Annotated in this window: 18 protein-coding genes and 1 tRNA gene; 6 read left to right on the plus strand and 13 right to left on the minus strand. The window is 61.4% G+C overall.

Annotated elements, in window-relative coordinates; all coding sequences use genetic code 11:
- Positions 1-127: 127 nt before the first annotated feature.
- The 4 genes from V1273_RS32980 to V1273_RS32995 form a co-directional block, all read right to left on the minus strand.
- Positions 128-1,108, minus strand: coding sequence for an ABC transporter substrate-binding protein (locus tag V1273_RS32980; RefSeq protein ID WP_334379859.1), 981 nt, complete (start codon positions 1,106-1,108; stop codon positions 128-130).
- A 244-nt stretch (positions 1,109-1,352) separates the two neighbouring features.
- On the minus strand, positions 1,353-2,324 hold the full coding sequence (locus tag V1273_RS32985) for an ABC transporter substrate-binding protein (protein ID WP_334412027.1): 972 nt from the start codon (positions 2,322-2,324) through the stop codon (positions 1,353-1,355).
- Positions 2,325-2,576: 252 nt separating this feature from the next.
- Positions 2,577-3,551 (minus strand): ABC transporter substrate-binding protein, encoded by a 975-nt coding sequence (locus V1273_RS32990; RefSeq protein WP_334412028.1) that lies wholly within the window; start codon positions 3,549-3,551, stop codon positions 2,577-2,579.
- A 47-nt stretch (positions 3,552-3,598) separates the two neighbouring features.
- Entirely contained in the window at positions 3,599-4,588 is a 990-nt protein-coding gene (locus V1273_RS32995; RefSeq protein WP_334412029.1) for an ABC transporter substrate-binding protein, read from the minus strand.
- Positions 4,589-4,938: 350 nt separating this feature from the next.
- Between V1273_RS32995 and V1273_RS33000 the strand changes: the two genes are divergently transcribed.
- On the plus strand, positions 4,939-5,919 hold the full coding sequence (locus V1273_RS33000; RefSeq protein WP_334412030.1) for a GNAT family N-acetyltransferase: 981 nt from the start codon (positions 4,939-4,941) through the stop codon (positions 5,917-5,919).
- A gap of 140 nt (positions 5,920-6,059) precedes the next feature.
- Here V1273_RS33000 and V1273_RS33005 read toward each other — a convergent pair whose 3' ends face one another.
- The 3 genes from V1273_RS33005 to V1273_RS33015 form a co-directional block, all read right to left on the minus strand.
- Positions 6,060-6,698, minus strand: a complete 639-nt coding sequence (locus tag V1273_RS33005) for an ABC transporter substrate-binding protein (RefSeq protein ID WP_334412310.1) — start codon at positions 6,696-6,698, stop codon at positions 6,060-6,062.
- A complete protein-coding gene (locus V1273_RS33010; protein WP_334412031.1) occupies positions 6,650-7,036 on the minus strand; it encodes a hypothetical protein in 387 nt (128 codons plus the stop codon). Before V1273_RS33010 ends, V1273_RS33005 begins: the two co-directional genes overlap by 49 nt.
- Positions 7,037-7,188: 152 nt before the next feature.
- Complete coding sequence (locus tag V1273_RS33015) at positions 7,189-8,196, minus strand: ABC transporter substrate-binding protein (protein WP_334412032.1); 1,008 nt, start codon at positions 8,194-8,196, stop codon at positions 7,189-7,191.
- A gap of 787 nt (positions 8,197-8,983) precedes the next feature.
- Between V1273_RS33015 and V1273_RS33020 the strand changes: the two genes are divergently transcribed.
- A complete protein-coding gene (locus V1273_RS33020; RefSeq protein ID WP_334379851.1) occupies positions 8,984-9,268 on the plus strand; it encodes a hypothetical protein in 285 nt (94 codons plus the stop codon).
- Between the two features lie 202 nt (positions 9,269-9,470).
- Here V1273_RS33020 and V1273_RS33025 read toward each other — a convergent pair.
- Positions 9,471-9,560: transfer RNA gene (locus V1273_RS33025), tRNA-Ser, on the minus strand.
- Between the two features lie 196 nt (positions 9,561-9,756).
- Here V1273_RS33025 and V1273_RS33030 point away from each other — a divergent pair.
- Positions 9,757-10,107 (plus strand): hypothetical protein, encoded by a 351-nt coding sequence (locus V1273_RS33030; protein WP_442893687.1) that lies wholly within the window; start codon positions 9,757-9,759, stop codon positions 10,105-10,107.
- A gap of 173 nt (positions 10,108-10,280) precedes the next feature.
- Here the strand turns inward: V1273_RS33030 and V1273_RS33035 are convergent, their stop codons facing one another.
- From V1273_RS33035 to V1273_RS33050, 4 genes are all read right to left on the minus strand, one after another.
- Positions 10,281-11,741: a trehalose-6-phosphate synthase gene (locus tag V1273_RS33035; protein ID WP_334412033.1), complete on the minus strand. Its 1,461-nt coding sequence runs from the start codon at positions 11,739-11,741 to the stop codon at positions 10,281-10,283.
- A gap of 196 nt (positions 11,742-11,937) precedes the next feature.
- The gene (gene otsB / locus V1273_RS33040; protein ID WP_334369061.1) at positions 11,938-12,774 is read right to left on the minus strand and encodes a trehalose-phosphatase; all 837 of its coding nucleotides are present in this window, start codon (positions 12,772-12,774) and stop codon (positions 11,938-11,940) included.
- A 15-nt stretch (positions 12,775-12,789) separates the two neighbouring features.
- Positions 12,790-14,283, minus strand: coding sequence for an MFS transporter (locus tag V1273_RS33045; protein WP_334365498.1), 1,494 nt, complete (start codon positions 14,281-14,283; stop codon positions 12,790-12,792).
- Positions 14,284-14,745: 462 nt separating this feature from the next.
- Entirely contained in the window at positions 14,746-15,723 is a 978-nt protein-coding gene (locus V1273_RS33050; RefSeq protein WP_334408422.1) for an IS110 family transposase, read from the minus strand.
- Between the two features lie 366 nt (positions 15,724-16,089).
- On the opposite strand from V1273_RS33050, the gene V1273_RS33055 reads away from it, so the two are divergent.
- The gene (locus V1273_RS33055; RefSeq protein ID WP_334379849.1) at positions 16,090-16,440 is read left to right on the plus strand and encodes a DUF3175 domain-containing protein; all 351 of its coding nucleotides are present in this window, start codon (positions 16,090-16,092) and stop codon (positions 16,438-16,440) included.
- A gap of 151 nt (positions 16,441-16,591) precedes the next feature.
- Here the strand turns inward: V1273_RS33055 and V1273_RS33060 are convergent, their stop codons facing one another.
- A complete protein-coding gene (locus tag V1273_RS33060; protein ID WP_334412311.1) occupies positions 16,592-18,562 on the minus strand; it encodes a methyl-accepting chemotaxis protein in 1,971 nt (656 codons plus the stop codon).
- Positions 18,563-19,082: 520 nt separating this feature from the next.
- On the opposite strand from V1273_RS33060, the gene V1273_RS33065 reads away from it, so the two are divergent.
- Both V1273_RS33065 and V1273_RS33070 read left to right on the plus strand, forming a co-directional pair.
- Positions 19,083-19,568 (plus strand): (2Fe-2S)-binding protein, encoded by a 486-nt coding sequence (locus tag V1273_RS33065; protein WP_334412034.1) that lies wholly within the window; start codon positions 19,083-19,085, stop codon positions 19,566-19,568.
- Positions 19,569-19,650: 82 nt separating this feature from the next.
- Positions 19,651-21,996 carry a xanthine dehydrogenase family protein molybdopterin-binding subunit gene (locus V1273_RS33070; protein WP_334412035.1) on the plus strand — a complete coding sequence of 782 codons (2,346 nt, stop codon included), beginning with the start codon at positions 19,651-19,653 and terminating at the stop codon, positions 21,994-21,996.
- Positions 21,997-22,005: the final 9 nt, after the last annotated feature.

Genomic DNA, 22,005 nt, shown 5'->3' on the forward strand with positions numbered 1-22,005 from the left:
CACGCCGCGCCATTTACATGCCCTCCCCTGGGTCCCTTGGAGGTTTGCGGACGCCGGCGCCGTGTGTGCGGCACCACCATCATGGGGCCGGCATCCGAAACCCTTCGCAAACCCGGAAGTGCCGAACTTATTCGATCACCTCGTCGGCGCGGACGAGTAACGAGGGCGGCACGGTGAGGCCGAGCGCCTTGGCCGTCTTCATGTTGATCACCAGCTCGAATTTGGTCGGCCGCTCTACCGGCAAGTCGGAAGGCTTGCCGCCTTTGAGTATCTTGTCCACGTAGTCGCCCGCACGCCGGAACAGATCGGCTATATCGGCCCCATATACTGACAATCCGCCATTGGCGTAGTGTCGGAACAAGTAGATTGCTGGCAGATGATACTTCGCCGCAAGTGCGATAACTCGCGGAGCCTGGACAAAGGTCAGAGGATCGCCAAGATCAACTATGCCATCAGCGTGCTGGGCGGCGGCCGAAGCAAAGGCGGTGTCGAGTTCCTCAGCCGTGCTCGCCTCAACTGTCAGCAGAGCCACACCGAGCCTCCGGGCCATGCGGGGTATCTCTTCCGCTAAGTGCAGCATTTGCATTGGGTTGTCCGGATTGACCAAGAGCGCGATTTTCGAGGCGCCGGGGACGAATTCCCGAAGGATCTCGAGACGTTTCGCGAGGAAGTCATCGGGTACCATGGTCGTAAGACCCGTTATGTTGCTACCTGGTCGCGACAGGCTTTGCACGAGGCCGAGCCCCACGGGATCGGCCACAGCCACGAATACAATTGGAATGGTGCCAGTTGCCGATTTCAGGGCTAGGGCTGCCGCCGGTGCCGCGGCTATGAGCACATCGGGATTGAGAGCAATCAGGTCGGCGACTGAAGCTGGCAGTCGATCCGGGGGGTGGGAAAAACGAGACTCGATAATCAGGTTTTTTCCATCTATCCAGCCGTGGTTTCGCAGCCGGGCAAACATCGCTCGCTCGGCTTGATTGAGGGCCTGCCCGCTCCCATCACCTACGGCAAGAAAGCCAAGTCGACGGCGAGCCTCCTGCGCCCACGAACGCCGTAGCGAAACGAGCAGCGCCGCAGTTCCCGCTATGAACTCCCGCCGCTTCATTCAATCCTCATCGCAGCTTGAGGAGGCGGCTGCACGGTATCATGTCTCGATGGTCGTCGCACTCACTGGGCGTGCAAATGTTGCGCCGCAAATGCGGGCGCGGGGCGCATGCCCGCAGTGAGTCATCTGCGTCGATTTGGCCGAACGCAAGACATTTCCGGTCTACCCCTGACAGCCGACAAGTGGACGAATGCTGGATTTCGTCGGGCCAACAAACGGACTCATGCATCGCAGCAAGAAAGCTCTATTCGATCACCTCGTCGGCGCGAACGAGCAACGATGGCGGCACGGTGAGGCCGAGCGCTTTGGCAGTCTTCATGTTGATCACTAACTCGAATTTGGTCGGCTGCTCTACCGGCAGATCAGAGGGCGTGGCTCCTTTGAGTATCTTATCAACATATGTGCCTGCACGCCGAAACAGATCCGGTAAATCGGGGCCATAGACGACTAATCCGCCGGGGGCAAACTGCCGGAAAAAATAGATCGCGGGCAGATGATATTCGGCAGCCAGCGCGACAACCCGGGGACCTTGGAAGACGGTCAGGTAGTCGCCCAGAACGACAATTGCATCGGCATGTTGGTCGGCTGCTGAGGCGAAGGCGACTTTCAGTTCCTCCGGCTTGGTCGCCTCCACCGTCGGCAAAGCGATGCCCAGCTTCCCGGCCGTGCGAGGCAACTCGTCCGCCAATGCCAGTCTTTGCATTTGGTTTTCGGGATTGACGAAGAGCGCAATTTTCGAGGCACTGGGCACCAGTTCCCGAAGGATTTCGATTTGCTTCCCGAAGAAATCCCCGGGCACCACGGTGGTAAGACCGGTAAAGTTGCCACCCGGCCGCGATAGGCTTCGCACGAGACCGGCCCCCACAGGATCAGCCACAGCCACAAACACAATTGGAATGGTGGTGGTTGCCGCTTTTAGGGCTAGGGCTGGTTGCGGTCCCGAGGCAATTATCAATTCGGGAGTTAAGGCCAACAACTCGACGGCTAAATCTGGCAGGCGATCCGGGGCATAACGATATTCGACAAGCAAGTTCTTGCCCTCGATCCAACCCTTTTCGCGCAAGCCGCTGAGCCAAGCGGCGTGAACTCGGTCGCGAGCCGGCTCGTCTGCCCAAGCACCGAGGAAACCAATTCGCCGAGGCGTCCCCTGCGCCCACGAACGCCTTGGCGAAACGAGTAGCATCGCGGCACCCGCTATGAACTCCCGCCGCTTCATTCGATCCTCACAGCAGCTTGAGGACGACGGGACTCTCAGTATCACGTCTCGATGGTCGTCGCACTCATTGCGGGTGCAAATGCTGCGTCGCAAACGCTGCGCGTAGCGCAAACTGCTATGTGTCAAAAGCGCCGCTTTACGCCCGCGCCGATCACTTCCGATCGACCCCCTTATAAGCAGACAATTTTATAGCCAGTCAGCACTTCGCATTTCTGCCAGGAACGGACTCAGGCACCGCGGCTATTATCGTCGCTATTCGATCACCTCGTCGGCCCGGCCGAGCAGCGCAATTGGAATGTCGAGGCCGAGAGCCTTGGCGGTCTTGAGGTTGATATTCAGGGTAATGTCCGTTGCCTGCTCGACGGGAAGCTCCGCCGGACGCGCCCCTTTGAGGATGCGATCAACATAGCCCGCGGCGCGTTGCCATAGCTTGAAAAGGTTGGTCGAGTACGACATTAGTCCCCCTCGCCGGACCGAGTCGCTGAATGGATAGATCGCCGGCAAGCGCCGCTCTGCGGTGAGCGCGATCAGCCGGGGGATGAGGGTTATCAGAGATGGATCGTCGGTGACGATGAGGCCGTCGAGGCCCGTCTCTGCCAGAGCGGCGAAGCTGTTCTCGATGTCCGCCGGCCGCACCGAGAGCGCTGTCAGCTCAAGACCGAGCGCGGGTGCCGCTTTCTGCACGAGTTCGATTTGGTTAGCATTCGTCGGATTGTCAGGATTCCACAACACGGCGACACGATGCACCTTCGGTGCCGCCTCCTTCAGCAGTTCCAGCCATTTGACGCCATATTCACCGGAGAGTGGCGACAGCCCGGTGATGTTGCCGCCCGGTCGAGCAAGACTGGCCACGAGACCGGTTCTGACGGGATCTCCGCTCAGGCAGACAATCGGCACCGTGGATGTTGCACGTTGCGCAGCCAGCGAAGTGGGTGTGCCTGGAGTCACGAGAACATCGACATTGAGCGTGAGAAGTTCGGCGATCAGCGCAGGCACGTGCTCCGGTTTTCCGTCGGCGTAGCGTTCTTCTAAAATCAGGTTGCGCCCGACGACGTACCCCCGGTCCGCAAGTCCCTGACGGAATCCGGTCTGATAGTACACGTCCGTGCCGCGGGCGCCGCTCCAGACGTAGCCGACCCGTGGCACGGCTGGTCGCTGCGCGCGGGCTGCGTGGGGCAAGGCTACCACCGCGCCGCCGAGAAACGTGATAAAATCGCGGCGTTTCATTCAGTCACTGCCAGATGCGGACTCAGGCGTCGCAGTAATGTGCCACTTCATTCAATCACCTCGTCGGCCCGGGCGAGCAGCGCCGGGGGCAGGGTCAGGGCGAATGCTTTTGCCGTCTTCAGGTTGATTAGGAGTTCAAATTTGGTCGCCTGATAAATCGGAATGTCACCCGGTTTGGCACCTTTCAGGATTTTGTGCACGTCATCGGCCAACTGCCTGAACAGCTCCGTGAGATCGAGCGCATAACCCATCAGCACGCCGGCTTCGACGTAATCGCGGTACGGACATATCGTCGGCAAGCGTTTTTTCACTGCGAGCTCGGCGATGAGCTGGCGGTTGGCGTAAAGGTCGCCCTCTCCGCTCACCAGCACCGCGTCCGGTCGTTGCTCCGCTATCGCATCGAAGACGCGCTCAATCTCCGCGGGCTTCCCCTCCTGCGGGAAGACAAAAGCCAACGAAATTCCCAAACGCGCGGCGGTATCCTGCAAGACTTGCCCCACAGACCCTTCCCATCCGCCGCGCATCCCCAGGAATACGGCCTTCTGCATCGAAGGAATGGCTTCTTTCAAGAACTCCAGCCGCTTGCCCCAGATCTCGATGCCGGCATCGAGCGTGATGCCGGTGAGGTTGCCGCCGGGCCGGTGCAGGTTGGTCACCAGCCCCGCCTGCAGCGGATCCAGCATGAAAGCAACAATCGGTATCGTACCGGTTGCCGCCTTGAACACGCTCACGACGGGATTCGTTCCGGTGACGATCACATCCGGGTTGCGGGTCACGATTTCACGGGCCACTTCGGCATAACGGTCATGACGTCCCTCGGCCCAGTAGCGTTCGATGATCAGACTTTGTCCTTCCACGTAACCCAAACGGCGCAGCTCGCCGAAAAAGGCGCGCCATGCGCTGCCCCCGCCGGTTTCAGTCAGGAGCGCGGGCGGGATTGCCGGATGGAACATCGCCAGCCGCGGCGGTCTCGCCGCTTGCTGCGCGCGCGCCGCCAGCGGCCACACCACCGCCGCGCTGCCGAGCAGAGTAATCAACTCGCGTCGCCTCACTGCCATCGCCTCCCACGCTGACCAAAACGATAGCACACCTCAGTACGGTGAGAGACTGCTGCGCTGCGGAATTCCGGCCCAGCTTAGGACCGGATTGGGTCAAAATGCTAAGAACTCAAGCTAAGCAAATGTCCGCCATGCCTCACTGAGCGGACCTCAATGAGGCGGGTCGCCACTTCGCTGATGTGCCATGAGCTGACGTCCATATACCCAACGGCATCTATCCTTACACATCAGGCGACATCGATCGCTTGATCAACCTAGCTTGTTTGGATTGCGAGTACCCGAGCTGCTATCGTCGCTAAATGTGGGCACTTCCAAAAAGGGAGGTGATCATGTCAGATCATATTGCCAGCGCGAACGCTGATCCGAAAGCGAGCCGCCCGGTGGTTGGCAAACTCGAGGAAGAAGATTTGCCGGAAGCCGCGCGGATATTCCGTCTTGCCTTTGGTACCTTCCTTGGGGCTCCCAACCCGGACATGTTCTGGGCCGATCGGGACTACGTCTATGGCCGCCAGCAGGCGGCTCACGTGGCCTCGTTCGGCGCGACGCTGGATGGAAAGTTAGTCGGCTCCAACTTTGCCACCAATTGGGGAAGCGTCGGCTTCTTCGGTCCATTGACTGTGCGTCCTGATCTCCAGGAGCAAGGTATCGCCCGAGCACTGCTTGCGGTCACCATGCAGCAATTCGATATCTGGAAGACGCAGCATGTCGGGCTGTTCACATTCTCAGACAGCGCGAAACATATCGCCCTGTATCAAAGGTACGGCTTTTACGCGCGTTTCCTCACAGCAATCATGTCGGCAAGAGCGGTGCGGCAAACGGCAGCCGGATGGCTGCGCTTCAGCGAGTTGAGCCAAGTGCAGCGAGAGGAAGCTCTCCAGTCGTGCCGGGACGTAGCTGAGACAGTTTACCCAGGTCTCGACCTGTCCGGCGAGATAGGCGCCACACACGCGCAAGGTTTGGGTGATATAGTCTTGGTCGAAGGTGCCCATGGCATCGCGGCGTTCGCGGTGTGTCACTACGGGCCAAGCAGCGAAGCCGGCACAGACACTTGCTACGTTAAATTCGGCGCGGTCCGCGACGCACGATCGGCCGAACACGATTATCTTCGGCTGCTCGACGCGTGCGAGGCGTTGGCGGTCGCTGTCGGCATGTCGAATTTGTTGGCTGGTGCGAACATGGCACGCCACGAAGCCTATCGGCATCTCGTCGCCCGCGGATTTCGCACCGAAATTCTGGGCGTGACCATGCACAGACAGAACGATCCCGGCTATTGCCGCCCCGGCGCCTACATCATCGACGATTGGCGATAACATCCAATAGGCATGACTTCCGGAACGGGTCAAAATGCGACGAACTGAAGGTAAGCAAATCTAGTCCGCCATGCCTCACTGAGCGGACCTCAATGAGGCGGGTCGCCACTTCGCTGATGGGTCAGAAGAGGAAAGCCGGCTCATTCGATCACCTCGTCGGCAAACGTCAGCAGCGCGGGCGGTATTTCTAGGCCAAGCGTCCTTGCCGCTTTGAGGTTAATCACGAACTCGAATTTTGTCGGCTGCCAAATGGGAATATCAGCGGGTTTTTCACCCTTTAGGATACGACCAGTATAGATGCCGCCCTGTCGGAAAGCGTCGCTGAGACTGTTGCCATAGCTCATCAAGCCACCAGCGTCTGCGAAATCACGCCACGGATATATTGCAGGTATTGCATTTCGCGCGGCTAACTCTGCAAGCTGATGGCGCTGGCGGTTAAAAAGCGGATCGGACGTCACGAGCAGTGCCTCTCCGCGTTTTTGGACTAGCGTTGCAAACGCCGCATCAAAGTCAGACGCGCCTCGGGCCTCCAGAATGTAGAGTTGCAGCCCCGATGGCGACGCTGCTGCTCTCAAATCTCTTACATGGCTCTGGGCATTTGGATTATCTGGATTGACCAGCGCGCCAACCGACGACACTTGAGGCAAGAGATTGCGCAGCAGCTCGAACCGCTTCGGCTCTAGTGCGCTGACCCGGAATGAGACGCCGGTGGCGTTGCCGCCCGGCCGATTTATCGATGATACAAGCCCATGACTACCGGATCGAGACCGACGACAAATACGATCGGGATTCTCGACGTTGCTGCCTTGGCCGCCAGCGCCCCAACATTATTACCAGTGAAGATTATCGAAACGCCCCGTCGAACCATATCTGCCGCGAACTCCGGTAGGCGAGGAGGGTCGTCTTCGGACAGGTACTGGATTGCTACGTTCTGGCCGTCAACAAACCCCGTTTCCTTGAGGCCGCGCCGGAACGCGCTAAGCAATGGCTCTGTCTCGGAACGCCAGCGGCCGAGAACGCCGATCACTGGAACTGACGATTGCTGCGCGCGGGCCGCCAACGGCGAGGCGAGAGCCATACCACCAAGCATTGTGATCATGAACTCGCGCCGTTGCATCGCGGCTCCCGCTGAACGTACCTCTCTATACCATAGGGGCTCAAAACTGCTGGGGAGCGGTAATTGCATCCGCAGACGTCCAGTTTGGGTCAGAGGCGGACATGCTCACAACCGACGAGGCGAAACACTTCGTCGACAGGCCGCCCCTGCCCTTAATCGATGACCTCGTTCGCCGACACCAAAAGTGCTTGCGGCACGATCAGCCCCAGCGCCCTTGCGGTCTGAAGGTTGACGACGAGATCTATATTGTCTGATTGCTCGACGGGAATATCGGCCGGGCTCGTTCCCTTGAAAATCTTGTCGACGGATATCGCGGCATACCGCCAAGTTTTCGTGATGTTCGGACCGTACGACAAAAAACCACCAGCCCGAGCGAAGTCGGTAAAACCGGAAATCGCAGGAATTTTTTGCTCTGCCGTCATCCGTGCGAATTCCGCAAGATGGACATTGAATATGGGCGACGGGAACAGGATGAGCGCCTCGACCCGCGCACGACTCGCCGCCCGGAATGCGTCGGGGAGATCGTCAGGCCCATTCACCGCAATAGCGTAATGCTGCAACCCGAGCGACGGCAGCGCCACCTGCATCGCCTGGAAGCTTGGTTCGAGCGCTTGCCATAGGCGCGCATCCCACAATACGCCCACGCGCGATACGCTCGGCACCGCCTCTTTCAGTAAGGCCAGCTGTTTCGGAATCAGATCAGCATAGCGATCAACTAATCCGGTGACGTTGCCGCCAGGCCGAGAGAAGCTGGAAACGAGGCCATGCTGAACCGGGTCTTCGCCAATGCCTACGAATATGATCGGAATCGTCGTGGTCGCGTTTTTTGCAGCCAAGGCTCCGGGCAACCCCCCACCGGCCATGATGACGTCGACCTTGGCCCGGACCAGATCGGCGGCAAGGTCGGGTAACTTCTCATATCTTCCGTCTGCCGAGCGGTACACGAAGGCGATGTTCCTGCCTTCGACATAGCCGCGTTCGCGCAGAGCCTGGCGAATTGGTGCGTGCCTCGACGGGGCCTCCTGATCACTGCACCCACCGCACAGGATACCGACGCGATAGGTCTTTTCCGCCTGCTGCCCCGCCACGGGTTGCGCGGCTACGGGACTGCCGAATGCAATGCTTAGCGCGGCGAGCCAACACCCAAAACCTTGCTTCATTGCGTGCTCCGCATATTCGTGGATCGCAGCGAATGATCTCGAATGCATGCAGTACCGCCGCGGACATAGTACGGCCAATCATGTGATGACGACAAGGTCGAAGCGTCGATTAAACACCAGCGAGCATCGTGGCGTAGCTTCATCGCGCCGTACGGGGAGGCGCGGATCTGGCGCTCGGTCCGCTCAGGGTCCAGACTCGGAAGTCTCTAACAGCGCAAACGTAGTCCGTTTTTCCTCCAGCAACCGACGTAGACCCGGACTTAGCTAGTTCGTCAGGTTCATGTTGGCTTCCGGGGATGGAATAGCTCTTCGACGGACTGTTTCGGGTCCTTGATCCGAGAGCGGTCCCTGCGATCGTTCTTTTGTGCTTCGAGCTTCTGCAGGAAGCGGAAACGCGGCGATCGGGTCGCGTGCCCTGATCGGCCGTGCTTGGTCATGCCGAAGCCCTTTTGGCCGCTGTGCGCCATTTGATCACCAACGAAAGCTGTGCGGCTCATTTCTTGCCATTCACGCGCTTCGCCGAAACCACGATCGGAGAGAAAGAATAGCCCTGATCATCAAAAGGCGCGAGGGGACGGTCGGTTTGCGGGAGCGAAATGCTGCAGTGCGGCGCTCGACGAGGTGATCGAATAGAGCTCTCCTGCTGCGACGCATGAGTCCGGTTGTGTGAAGGGTTTCGGATGCCGGCCCCATGCAGGTGGTGCCGCGCACATCGGGGCCGGCGTCCGAAAACCTCCAAGGGAGGAAACCGCGCTGGGGGACGTAGGACGGAAAGACCGACCAGGCGATGCGCGACATCAAAGTCAACACGGTTGGCATCACCACCCATATGCCGATAGGCACGCCAAGCGGAGGCGCCGCCCCTCTCTCGACGACGCCTACCTTGCTGACCATCGAACAGCTTGCACCGAAGACCGCGGTCCTGATCGATCGTTATGAGCCCATGACCGATGGCGACTTCATCACGTTCTACAACGCCGCATTCATCGACCAACTGAATCAAAAGCAAATCATCCGCGCTGCGATCGGACCAGGCGGCCCCTCCGCAAAGTTCGTCGCGGTGATGGCGTAGCAGAGACGCTTCCCTCAACTCACCAACCGTATGCCGGCCGGCCGTCCAACGACAGAGATCAGTTCGCTCTTCAGGGAAACCGGGTTTGCGTACTTAAGCCTACCTAGCGGCTAGTCGTGCGATGAGAAGTATGGGCCGGGATATGGGCTGCCAAACAATCAACCTCGTGAAGCGCTGATAAATAAAAGCTTTTCGGCCTGTATGGCGGAGAGAGTGGGATTCGAACCCACGGTACGGTTTCCCGCACACACGCTTTCCAAGCGTGCGCCTTAAGCCACTCGGCCATCTCTCCGGAGGCCCTCTCTTGAAGGGGCAGCACTGATTTTGCAAGGGACGCTGGGCACAGCCGTCAAAATTTCCCCAATCCCTTGAATTTATTTGGCAATTTGGCACGTTCAGCGTCGGACGATCAGTGCTTTCCGGGCCCTTGAACCGGAATCCGGCCACGATCGACGACCACAGTGGCAACGCAATCGGTGGAGGACGGCATGATCATCGCGCGGGCGCTTCTGTTCGCTATCCTTTTATCGGCGTATGCGGGCGCCGCGGCGGGCCCGGCGATGGCACAGGCCTGCACGCGTCAGGGCGTGGATGTAAGCTGCGATGACGGCCGGCGCGGCATCTTCGCGGGCGACGCCATCGTGTGGGCCGACGGCTCGCGATCGAGGCTGGCCTCGCCGCATCCGAGCGTCATCATCGGCAACAAATCGTCCGTCGTCATCGGCCCCGGCGTGTTCGCCGGCTCAGGCAAGGGCGGCGGCATGGTGCCGATGGAAAATCCGAGCGCGCCGAACAAGGCGCGCTGCCCGGTGCTGGATGGCGTGTCATATTGCCATTAAGTGCGGCTTGGGTTGCCGGGCACTTTCATTTCGGACCTCAGGATGAGACGTTGGCTCGGTTGAGCCGGGTCCCAGAGCCTTTTCGGTTCTGATTGAATCAGAGCCGGGCTCTAGATTCCTGTTTTGACGCGTTTTCTTGACGCGAACCGGTGTCCACTTCGCTGGAAAACGCTCTAATGATACCGCGCGGTGTTGTTGCTGGCGGAACGAAGCGGCCATAGCGAGGGCTCCGCCAGGACAGGCGCCAGTTCGCTGCGATCGAGCTGACTTTCGTGCAGCGCGTCGGTGAAGTCGGCGAACCATTGCTGGATGGTATGGCCGCGCAGCTTCGCCATCATCGCCTCCCAGCGCATCCGCCGTTCTGTCAGCGGCATCGACAGCGCGATCGCAATGGTGCGCGCCATGCCGTCGATGTCGTGCGGATTGACCAACAGCGCAGTGTCGAGTTCGTTGGAGGCGCCGGCGAATTTCGACAGCACGAGCACGCCGGGGTCGACCGGGTTTTGCGCGGCGACATATTCCTTTGCGACGAGATTCATGCCGTCCTGCAGCGGCGTGACCACGCCGACCTGCGCAGTGCGATAGAGGCCGGCGAGCACGGCCTGGCCGAAGCCCTTGTTGAGATAACGGATCGGCGTCCAGTCGACTTCACCGTGAACACCGTTGACGTCGCTGACCAACCTTGCGACCTCGCTCTGCAAATTGCCGTAGGCCTCGATCGCACCGCGCGACGGCGTTGCGATCTGCAGCAACGACACCGTGCGCGCCAGCGACGGGTGCAAGGTCCACATCCGGTCGAATGCCTTGATGCGGTTGATCAGACCCTTGGAATAATCCAGCCGGTCAACCCCGATCGCGAGCTTCTCGCCATTCAGGCTGCGCCGCAGCCGCGAGACATCGGGATGGGTCGACGCCTTCGTTGCCAACTGCGCGAATAGCTGGGGATCGATGCCGATCGGAAATACCGCAGCGCGCGTTCGGCCGTAGCGCGAAATGATGACGCCGTCATGCACGACGAGGCCGAGGTCGGACTGCGCGTAAGCCAGGAAATTCTCGCAGTCTTCCTCGGTCTGGAAGCCGATCAAATCATAGGCCAGCATCGCCTCGACCAACTCGCGATGGTGCGGCACGCCGCCGATCACCGAACGGGCCGGCCATGGCGTATGGAGGAAGAAACCGATCGGCTCGGTGACGCGGAGATCGCGCAGTTCGGCGCCGAGCGCGAGGAAATGGTAGTCCTGAATCCAGAACGCGGAATCCGCTTTTCGGAATCGCAACAGCGCGCGCGCCATGAAGGCGTTCACTTCGCGATAGCTGAGATAGTCCTCATGCGACGCGCGGATCAGATCGGCGCGCGAATGCAGCGCCGGCCATAATGCGGAATTCGCAAAACCTTCGTAATAGCCGCCGTAATGCGCGGCCGGCAGGTCCAGCATCGCCAGTGCGCCGGCGCCAAGCGCTTCGATCTCGGCAAATGGTTCCTTCTGGTTCCCGTCGCGAACCCGTCCGCTGGAACCAACCCAGATAGCACCCGACTTCTCTACGATCGGCAACAACGCCGCCGCGAGTCCCCCCGTCATGGGTTCGTTGGGTTTTCCGCGCGAAACGCGGTTAGAAACGACGACGAGGTTCACAGGTCCCCTCCCGTTGGTACGCTCGCGTTAACAACCGTTCATCAATATGGTTCCTGATCACCCTTTCAACGAATTGAAACCAAATTCGGGCTGCAGCGTGCAGGAACTCACCGGAACTCACGAAAAATAAAATTTGCCGCGAACCTCGGCGCCAAGCGCGAGAATCTATGTTCGAAACTCGACGGGACGAAAAACATTATGGCAGAGATGCGTCCCTTTCGTCATCAAGCAGGTGTGTAAGGAATTCCCTGACGTCGCTGGGCGCATCGAAGTGTCCGGCCACGCCTTTGGCACGGCGGCCGACGGAGAAGGCGAGGCCATCCAGGTCGGGCATGATCGCAAAGACGCTCTCGTCGGTAACGTCGTCGCCGATGAAGAACGGACGGCGCCCCTTGAACGGCTCGCGCGTCATCAATTCGCGCACCCCGCTCGCCTTGGTGAAGCCGGAGTGCTTGATCTCGCAGACACATTTGCCGGGCAACACTTCGATCGGCGCATTGGGCAGATCGGCCCGGATCAGCGACACCGCGGCATAAATCGCCTTCTCGGCATGCGGCGCGAGGCGATAGTGCAGCGCCAGCGAGTAGCCCTTGTCCTCCAGCAATATTCCCGGGCTCAGCTTTGCGATCGCCGCCAGCCGGCGCTTCAACTCCTTGTCCATCGGCGGAGCGTGGGCGGCCACCGCCTCGCTGTCCGGTTCGATCCGCATTTCGGCGCCGTGGCCGCCGACGGCAGGGAATTGATCGGGCGCGAAAATCAGGTCGATATCGTTGAGCGAACGGCCGCTGACCAGCGCCAGCGCGCCGTTGGTCCTGACCAGCAGGCGGTTCAATGTCTTCGCCAGCCCCGGCGGCACCCACACTTCGCGCGGCGTCGGCATCAGATCGAGCAGCGTGCCGTCAATGTCGAGCAGAATGGCGGACTCGCTTAAGTGCGGCACCATCGAGCGTGGCACCGGAACTGTTTCCAGCGCGGCATCGTCTTCGCGGGCGATATCGTCTTCCAATGACATTTCGGCCAGATCCTGATTCATGTCGTCCATCTCATCCTACTCCACACATGCAAGCGGCCGTGCGACAGATTCGAGCGATTTGCGCTCGGCCGCAACGGCATACCGCCACGCGACAGCGGCGGCCACGATCATCAATGCCGACCCGAACAGGTAGCCGGCGAAAACGCTGTTGCGCGATCCGGTATCGACCAGCGCACCGAACAGCGCCGGTCCCGCTACGCCGCCGATGCCCGTTCCAATCGCGTAGAACAGCGCAATCGCGAGCGCGCGCACCTCCAGCGGAAACGTCTCGCTGACGGTCAGATAGGCCGCACTCGCCGCTGGCGAGGCAAAGAAGAAGATCACCATCCAGGCGATGGTCTGGGTCTGCGCGCTCAAGGCGCCAATCGAGAACAGGTAGCCCGATAGCGCTAGCAACAGGCCGGAAATGCCATAGGTCGCCGCAATCATCGCGCGGCGGCCGAGCGTATCGAAGAGACGGCCGAGCAACAACGGCCCGAGGAAATTGCCCGCCGCAAAGGGCAGGATGTACCAGCCGACGTCGTTTGACGGAATGCCGAAGAAATCGGTCAGCACCAGCGCGAAGGTGAAGAAGATGGCATTGTAGAAAAACGCCTGCGAGGCCATCAGCACCAGTCCAACCAGCGAACGCTGCCGATAGGTCGTGAACAGCGTTTGCGCCACCTCGCCAAGCGGCGTGTGGCTGCGCATCCGTAAGCGGATCTTCGGGAATATTTCGTCGGCCTCATGATCAGGATGTCTCTTCGACGACCTCTCGATGCCGTCGACAATCGCGTGCGCCTCCTCGGGACGGCCATGGATCATCAGCCAACGCGGGCTTTCCGGAATCCACATCCGCATCACGAAAATGACCAGGCCGAGCGCGGCGCCGATGAAGTAGGCCATCCGCCAGCCGAGATCCGGCGCGAGCACGTTGGGATCGAGCAGCACGATGGCGGCGACCGCGCCGATCGCAGCCCCGATCCAGAAACTGCCGTTGATCACGAGATCGGTCCAGCCGCGATAGCGCGCCGGCACCAGTTCCTGGATCGTCGAATTGATCGCGGTATATTCGCCGCCGATGCCGGCCCCGGTCAGGAAACGAAACAGCGCGTAACTCGCGACATTCCACGACAGCGCGGTGGCCGCGGTTGCGCTGAGATAGACCGCGAGCGTGATGAAGAACAGTTTCTTGCGCCCGATCCGGTCCGTCAGCCAACCGAAGCCGAGCGCGCCGAGCACGGCGCCGGCGAGATAGGCGCTGTTGGCAAGACCGACATCGAAATTGGAAAATTGCAGCGTCGGGCTTTCCTTCAGCGCGCCCGACAGGGCGCCCGCCAACGTGACTTCCAGCCCGTCCAGAATCCAGGTGATGCCGAGTGCGGCCACGACGCGGGTGTGAAAGCCGCCCCAGCGCAGGCAATCGAGCCGCGCCGGTATGCTGGTCTCGACGATGCGAGCATTATCCTGCTGCGTAATGGACGCGCTTTCAGCCACCGCCGCCCCTCGCCGTATCGCTTTCACATCCATCGGATTTGGCCAATGAAAAAACACCCCGGAACGCCCCAGCCCCAGGGTTTTCACGCTCAATTGCGGCAAACATGATGCCCGCCGCAAAGATAACGCCCTTCGGAGGGTGCGGTTCCGGAGACTTTCACATGGCGAAATTGCATAGCTGTTGCCGTGTGCTGTGCATGCGCGAGGGTTTCACGCCGGCCTACCCACGTCATTGCGAGCGAAGCGAAGCAATCCACCTTTCCTTATGCCGCGGCATGGATTGCTTCGCTGCGCTCGCAATGACGACGAGTGCCGAAACACCACAAGCTGTCATCCTCCGCGAAAGCGGGGGATCTACCGTGATGTTCGTCAAGAGGTCGATCATGGGCGAGAGTGCGGCATCGTGCTCGCCGGTCAAGGCGACCGCTGCGCGGCGGCGATGCCGGCCTTGACCGGCTGCGCTCGCTGCCGCGTTGGCTTGCCATGATCGAAGGCTCATGCCGCAGGCCTGGCTGCGTGTCTCCAATCTGATCGGTCACGGATCATGGCGTTGAGCGTCACCAGCATTTTGCGCATGACGGCGGTGAGCGCGACCTTGCCCAGGCGATGATTGTCATCGACCAGATGTCGGTAGAAGGCCTTCATGACCGGATTGTGCTGGATCGCGCTGCGGGCGCCGTTGAAGAGCACTTTGCGCACGCTGGAGCGGCCATGACCAATGGACGCATGCCCGTGCTGCTTGCCGCTGTCGCGCGTGTGCGGGGCAAGGCCGCAAAGGGCCGCGATTTTCTTGCCTGACAGATGTCCGAGTTCCGGCAGGTCCGCGATCAATGTTTCCGCGATGGCGGGGCCGACACCGCAGAAGGTTTGCAGCCGCCGGCTGGTCTCGGCATGCGCGGAGCTTGCGATGCGTTCGGCGATGGCCTTGTCGACCGTAGCGAGTGAACGCTCAAGGGCGGCAATGACCGCCCGCAGGCTCTTGCGCACAATGGCGCTGTCTGCCACGTCGCAGCGGCAGGTCTCGGCATGCAGCAGAGCCTGTAACTGCCGGCGCCGCGATGCGAGTTCACGTAAGACCTCATCGGCCTCTGGAACCGACTCGATGTCGCGGCGAGCGAGCTCCTCGGCGGCAAAGTCGGCCAACAATTTGGCGTCGATGCGGTCCGTCTTGGCCTTGATGCCACGCCGCCTGCGATAGGCGACGACTTCGTTCGGGTGCACCTGCTTGAAGGCGACCTTCGCGCGGCGGAGACACCGTCGCAGAAGCCGCTCATAGCCGCCCGTCGGCTCGAACGCGACCAGGCCGATCGAGCCGGCCCCGATCTGCATAAACCAAGCGTCAATCGCTCGCTCACTGTTCGCGATCCGCTTGACCCGACTGTCACCCGCGATCGCAATGTCGATCCACTCCTTGGCAACGTCCACCCCGATCACCATCTTGTCCATGTGGCTGTTCTCCGACAGAATATGCATCTGGTCGGCACGCCGGATTGCAATGCGGGCTCAGGCCCTCTCTACCGTGCGCGTGTCAGACCGTAACGCCGGCGGTCCTAAGATTCCCACGGTCTTGCAGGACCTGACCAGTACTCGAGGGGCCGCCGGCGCCCCATCCAACAGGATGGCGACGCCATCATGCAATCCAGTACGCCGCGGCTTATCGATTCGATCACTGCCGTCTCTGGGGGTCACCCGCCGGAGCCTGTCATCGGGCGCGCATTCGCGCGACCCGTTCGCGCGTGACGACGACCCAGTATGGGTTCGCGATCTCGGCGGCATCGCAACTGAAGGGAACCGAATAATCTGGCGGCCGTTTTCGGCAAAACAGCAATGGAGTCGAACATGGCGGAACGACGAAGAACCACACCACGGAAGACCGCAGCCCGGAAGAGCAGCCGCACGACAACGGCGAAGAAATCAACGCCGAAACGGTGGTCGCAACGCGTGACACAGGAAAGCGACGCGCTCGATCTGAAGCGCGGCGTCTTCAAGCAGACCAGCGCGAAGAAGATCGCGGCATCGCTCAAACGCTCCGCCGAGCACAGTACGCGTCGCAAGTCAGGCGCCTATCGCTCGGCACTCTCGATGCTGACCTTCTACATCAACCGCGCCGGCAAGACCTTGCCGAAAACGCAGCGCGCGCGGCTGGAGCGCGCGAAGGTGGAGCTGAAGCACCAGTTCGGCAGGGAGTAGTTTCGCGTCGTCCCTGCGAACGCAGGGGACCCATACGCCGCGGCCGGCGTAAGGGGCACGCGGAGAGACGGCTTTGCTTCAACGACTCCGAGCGGTGGTTATGGGCCCCTGCTTACGCAGGGGCGACGATGACGATAGAGAGTGGCGACGGCTACGCCGCCCTGATATTCGCCATGAAGCGGTCGAGCTCTTCGCGAAGGCGCGTGCTTTCGCCGGATAGCGTGCGGGCCGAATTCAGCACTTCCTCGGACGCCGATCCGGTTTCGGTCGCGCCGCGGTTGACGTGCATGACGTTGGCGGCGGCCTCCTGCGTGCCTTCCGCGACGTTCTGGACGCTGCGCGCAATTTCCTGCGTTGCCGCGCTCTGCTGCTCGACGGCGCTCGCGATCGTCGCGGCGATGTCGGAGATCCTGCCGATGGTGCCGCCGATCTCCTTGATCGCGGCGACCGATTCCTGCGTCGCGTCCTGCATGCCCGAGATGTGACTGGAAATCTCGTCGGTCGCCTTCGCGGTCTGGCTGGCGAGCGATTTGACTTCGGATGCAACCACGGCAAAGCCGCGGCCGGCATCGCCCGCGCGGGCGGCCTCGATGGTGGCGTTCAGCGCCAAAAGGTTGGTCTGCTCGGCAATCGCCGTGATCAGCTTGACCACGTCGCCGATCTCCTGCGCGGCACGCGACAGCTTGCCGATCCGCCCGTCGGTCTGTTCGGCCTGACGGACGGCGGCCTCTGCAATCTGGCTGGATTCCTTGACGCGCCGCCCGATCTCGTCGACGGAAGTCGACAGCTCCTCGGTCGCGGAAGCCACCGACTGCATGTTGGTGGAGGCTTCTTCCGAGGCGCCGGCGACCTGGCTCGCGAGGCTCTGGGTGGTTTCCGCCGTCCGCGTCAATTTGCCGGCAGCGGATTCGAGCTGCACGGCCGAGGACGACACGTTGGAGACGATGGCGCCGACCGCGGCTTCGAATTCGTCGGCGAAGCGAATGAGTTCGGCGCGGCGCGCGGCACTCGCCGCCTTGTTCTGCGCTTCCTGGGTGGCGGCGTCGCGCTCGGCGCGGGCGATCGCCTGCACCTTGAACTCCTCGACCGCGCTTGCCATCTCGCCAAGTTCGTCCTTGCGGCCGAGGCCGGGCAGCACGACTTCGAAATTGCCGGCGGCGAGTTCGCGCATCGCGTTGCACATCGCAATCATCGGCCGGGAAATACCTTTGCCGAGGAAGAAGGCCCAGACACAGCCGAGCAGAAAGCCGCCGGCGGCAAGGATCAGGATCAGCCGCTCGGTCTCGCCGATGGTCGCGTCCGACTCCGCTTCGAGCCTCTTCTGATCGGCCAGGAGGTCCGACTTCATGGCGCCCGAGCCCTTGTTGATAGCGGTGGCCGATTCCGTCATTTCCAACGTCAGCTCGTCGATCTCCTTGGAATTGTCGACCAGCTTGGCGAGCGACTTCTGGTACTCCTCCAGCATGCCGGAGATTTCCTTGATCCCCTCGCGGATCTTTTCGTTGTTCGACGAAATCGCCTTGAGCGCGTTCTCGACGAATTTCAGGCGCGCCATCGCACTGGCAGCGACCGTCTTGTCCGAATTGACCACGAACGTATTGGCAAGCGCAGTGACCGCCTGAAACTGCTCGGTCACCTTCTTCGTGCCGAGCGTGATCACCGGCATTTCGTCATCGTCGGCATTACTCGGGAGATCGTCCAGCTTGTAGCGCAGCGAGTTGCCGGTGCGGGTGAGCTGGTTCTGCGTGATGCGCGCACTCTCGTCCTTGACCTTGACGATGTCGGCGAAAATCTTGGTGAAGGCGCGGAACTCCCGCTCCAGTTTCGCGACCTGCTCGAGCCGCGTCGGATTGGTGGTCCCCTTCATCGAGGCAATGATTGCGTCCTTCAGGCCGGCTTCGGCGGCTAGCGCCGTCTTGCCGTCCTCTTCCTTTCCGGTCGCCACGAAATAGCGGGCGAGAGACCGGTACGAAATCAACTCGCGGTCGATGTCGCGCGACAGGTCGGCCTCCAGCACGCTGCGCCGGTAGGACTCCACGCCGGCCGAAACCCGCTCGAACCCGAGATAGGCAAACCCCATGCTGGCGGCCGAAATCGCCAGCACGACGGCAAAGCCGAGCATGATCTTGGCGCGGAACCGCAGGGTCGGGAGCTTGAAAGACGAGCCGCCACGCTTCAGAAATCGCACGTCACCCCCCGTTTTCGTTCTGAAAAACAGGCATCGGAGGCCCTAGCCCGATCCGGTGCGCAAAGTTAAGGCAGAATGGATAAGGGCGGGTAAATCTGGGTAAAACTTGCAAGGTGCCGCCGTCGCCTACCCTCCCCTGGAGGGGTCCGAGGCGAGCAAAGCTCGCTCGTGGGTCGACGCTCATGTAATGAGCGGCGGGGTGGGGTGACGGTCTCTCCTGCGAGCAGTACCCGAGTGGAGAGACACCCCACCCCGTCCCACATTTCGCTGCGCTCCATGCGAACCGACCCTCCCCGTCCAGGGGAGGGTAAAGAAATTCGCGTCGAGATTCTTCGGCACGAAGCACGCCGCGCCAATGTCATCACAATGACAGCGCCGACCAAAATCCTAGTTGCAAGTTCCTTCGCCGCTGTTTCTAATTGGAATAATTATAAAACATCGGGAGGTACCACGCGTGTCTACAGTCAAGCTGACGGTAAACGGCAAGGCCGTCTCGGCCGAGGTCGAAGACCGGACCCTTCTCGTCCATCTCCTTCGCGACCATTTGAACCTGACGGGCACGCATGTCGGCTGCGACACCAGCCAGTGCGGCGCCTGCGTCGTCCATATCGACGGCCGGGCGGTGAAATCCTGCACCGTGCTGGCCGGCCAGGCCGCGGGCTCGACCGTCACCACCATCGAGGGCATCGCCAAGGGCGGCGAACTACACCCGATGCAGGCGGCGTTCCGTGACAATCACGGCCTGCAGTGCGGTTACTGCACCCCGGGCATGATCATGTCGGCGATCGATATTGTGCACCGCCACAACGGCAATCTCGACGAGGCGACCGTCCGGCGCGAGTTGGAAGGCAATATCTGCCGCTGCACCGGCTACCACAACATCGTCAAGGCGGTGCTCGACGCGGCCGGACGCATGAAGGTCGCGCAGGCGGCAGAATAGCCGCCGCAGGCCAGCATTTTCCGAATTCAATACGCGTTTCGCTGGAAATCGCGGAAACAACAATTCCGGTCGGGAGGACACAATGGGCGTTGAAGGCATTGGCGCAAGCGTCGTGCGCAAGGAAGACCGCCGTTTCATCACAGGCAAGGGCCGTTACGTCGACGATATCAAGCTGGTGGGCATGACCCACGCACACTTCATCCGCAGCCCGCATGCACATGCGAAGATCAAGAGCATCGACACCTCGGCGGCGATGGAGATGCCGGGCGTGGTCGGCGTGCTGACCGGCCAGCAGGTCGTCGACGACAAGATCGGCAATCTGATTTGCGGCTGGGCGATTACCTCCAAGGACGGCACCGGCATGAAGATGGGTGCATGGCCGGCGATGGCGCCGGAGACCGTGCGCTTCGTCGGCCAGGCGGTCGCGGTGGTGATCGCCGAGACCAAGAACCAGGCCCGCGACGCGGCCGAGGCCGTGGTCGTCAACTATGAGGAATTGCCTGCCGTTCCTGACATTCGCGCCGCGATCGCGCCGGGCGCGCCGCAACTGCACCCGGAAGCGCCGGGCAACGTGATCTACGACTGGACCATTGGCGATGAAGCCGCGACCGATGCGGCCTTCAAATCGGCGGCGAATGTCGTCTCGCTCGACATCACCAACAACCGCCTGGTGCCGAACGCGATGGAGCCGCGCGCGGCGATCGCGGAATATAACGAGCCCGAAGAGCACTTTACGCTCTACACGACCTCGCAGAATCCGCATGTCGCCCGCCTCGTGCTGTCGGCGTTCTACAATATCGCGCAGGAGCACAAGCTGCGGGTGGTGGCGCCTGACGTCGGCGGCGGTTTCGGCTCAAAAATCTTCATCTACCCCGAGGAGATGGTGGCGCTGTGGGCCTCCAAGAAGGTCGGTCGTCCGGTGAAGTGGACCGGCGACCGCACCGAGGCCTTCCTGACCGACGCGCATGGCCGCGATCACCTCACCAAGGCGGAGATGGCGTTCGACAAGGACAACAAGGTCACCGGCTTGCGCGTCAAGACTTACGCCAATCTCGGCGGCTACATGTCGCTGTTCTCCTCCTCGGTGCCGACCTATCTCTATGCGACGCTGCTGTCGGGCCAGTACAACATTCCCAACATCTTCGCCGAGGTGATCAGCGTCTACACCAACACTGTTCCGGTCGACGCCTATCGCGGCGCGGGCCGGCCCGAGGCAAGTTTTGTGGTGGAACGGCTGATGGAGACGGCGGCGCGGCAGTTGAAGGTCGATCCGGCCGAGTTGCGGAAGAAGAATTTCATCACGCAGTTTCCGCATCAGACGCCTGTGATCATGGCCTATGACATCGGCGACTTCCACGCCTCGCTAGATGCGGCGATGAAGGCGATCGACTATGCAGGCTTCGCAGGCCGCAAGGCGAAAGCGAAGTCCGAGGGCAAGCTGCGCGGCATCGGCATCTCCTGTTACATCGAGGCCTGCGGCATTGCGCCGTCAAAGGCGGTCGGCAGCCTCGGCGCCGGCGTGGGCCTGTGGGAATCGGCGGAAGTGCGCGTCAATCCGGTGGGGACCATTGAGATCCTCACGGGATCGCACAGCCACGGCCAGGGCCACGAGACGACGTTCTGCCAGCTCATTGCCGAGCGGCTCGGCGTGCCCATCAGCCAGGTCCAGATCGTCCATGGCGATACCGACAAGGTGCAGTTCGGCATGGGTACCTACGGCTCGCGCTCGGCGGCCGTCGGTCTCACCGCGATCCTGAAGGCGATGGAAAAGGTCGAGGCGAAAGCGAAGAAGATCGCAGCGCACCAGCTCGAGGCCTCCGAGAACGACATCGTCATCGAGAACGGCGAGTTCAAGGTCGCCGGCACCGACAAGTCGCTGGCGCTGCCGATGGTCGCGCTCGCCGCCTACACCGCGCACAACCTGCCTGATGGCATGGAGCCGGGCCTGAAGGAGGGCGCGTTCTACGATCCGACCAACTTCACCTTCCCGGCCGGCGCCTATATCTGCGAAATGGAAGTCGATGCCGGCACCGGCAAGAGCACCTTCGTCAACTTCGTGGCGGCGGATGATTTCGGCCGGCTGATCAACCCGATGATCGTCGAAGGCCAGGTCCATGGCGGCCTCGCCCAGGGCATCGGCCAGGCGCTGCTGGAGGGCGTGGTGTACGACGCTTCCGGCCAGCTCGTGACCGCGTCGTTCATGGATTACACCATGCCGCGCGCGGATGACCTGCCGTCCTTCAAGCTGTCGCACACGACGACGCTATGTCCGGGCAATCCGCTCGGCGTCAAGGGCTGCGGCGAGGCGGGCGCGATCGGCGCTTCGGCTGCCGTCATCAACGCGATCACGGATGCGATCGGCAACAACAAACTCGAAATGCCGGCGACGCCCGATCGCGTCTGGCATGCGATCCACGGCAACGCGTAAGAGGGAGCA

The sequence above is a fragment of the Bradyrhizobium sp. AZCC 1721 genome (assembly GCF_036924715.1).
GTDB lineage: Bacteria > Pseudomonadota > Alphaproteobacteria > Rhizobiales > Xanthobacteraceae > Bradyrhizobium.

Excerpts from the sequence above, each read along its gene's own strand:
- V1273_RS33030 (WP_442893687.1), top strand. The coding sequence starts at position 9,757 with ATGATCATCGCGCGGGCGCTTCTGTTCGCTATCCTTTTATCGGCGTAT.
- V1273_RS33055 (WP_334379849.1), top strand. The coding sequence starts at position 16,090 with ATGGCGGAACGACGAAGAACCACACCACGGAAGACCGCAGCCCGGAAG.
- otsB (WP_334369061.1), bottom strand. The coding sequence starts at position 12,774 with ATGAATCAGGATCTGGCCGAAATGTCATTGGAAGACGATATCGCCCGC.
- V1273_RS33045 (WP_334365498.1), bottom strand. The coding sequence starts at position 14,283 with ATGGATGTGAAAGCGATACGGCGAGGGGCGGCGGTGGCTGAAAGCGCG.
- V1273_RS33010 (WP_334412031.1), bottom strand. The coding sequence starts at position 7,036 with ATGCAACGGCGCGAGTTCATGATCACAATGCTTGGTGGTATGGCTCTC.
- V1273_RS33020 (WP_334379851.1), top strand. The coding sequence starts at position 8,984 with ATGCGCGACATCAAAGTCAACACGGTTGGCATCACCACCCATATGCCG.
- V1273_RS33000 (WP_334412030.1), top strand. The coding sequence starts at position 4,939 with ATGTCAGATCATATTGCCAGCGCGAACGCTGATCCGAAAGCGAGCCGC.
- V1273_RS33060 (WP_334412311.1), bottom strand. The coding sequence starts at position 18,562 with ATGCTCGGCTTTGCCGTCGTGCTGGCGATTTCGGCCGCCAGCATGGGG.
- V1273_RS32985 (WP_334412027.1), bottom strand. The coding sequence starts at position 2,324 with ATGAAGCGGCGGGAGTTCATAGCGGGTGCCGCGATGCTACTCGTTTCG.
- V1273_RS33015 (WP_334412032.1), bottom strand. The coding sequence starts at position 8,196 with ATGAAGCAAGGTTTTGGGTGTTGGCTCGCCGCGCTAAGCATTGCATTC.
- V1273_RS32990 (WP_334412028.1), bottom strand. The coding sequence starts at position 3,551 with ATGAAACGCCGCGATTTTATCACGTTTCTCGGCGGCGCGGTGGTAGCC.
- V1273_RS33050 (WP_334408422.1), bottom strand. The coding sequence starts at position 15,723 with ATGCATATTCTGTCGGAGAACAGCCACATGGACAAGATGGTGATCGGG.
- V1273_RS33070 (WP_334412035.1), top strand. The coding sequence starts at position 19,651 with ATGGGCGTTGAAGGCATTGGCGCAAGCGTCGTGCGCAAGGAAGACCGC.
- V1273_RS32980 (WP_334379859.1), bottom strand. The coding sequence starts at position 1,108 with ATGAAGCGGCGGGAGTTCATAGCGGGAACTGCGGCGCTGCTCGTTTCG.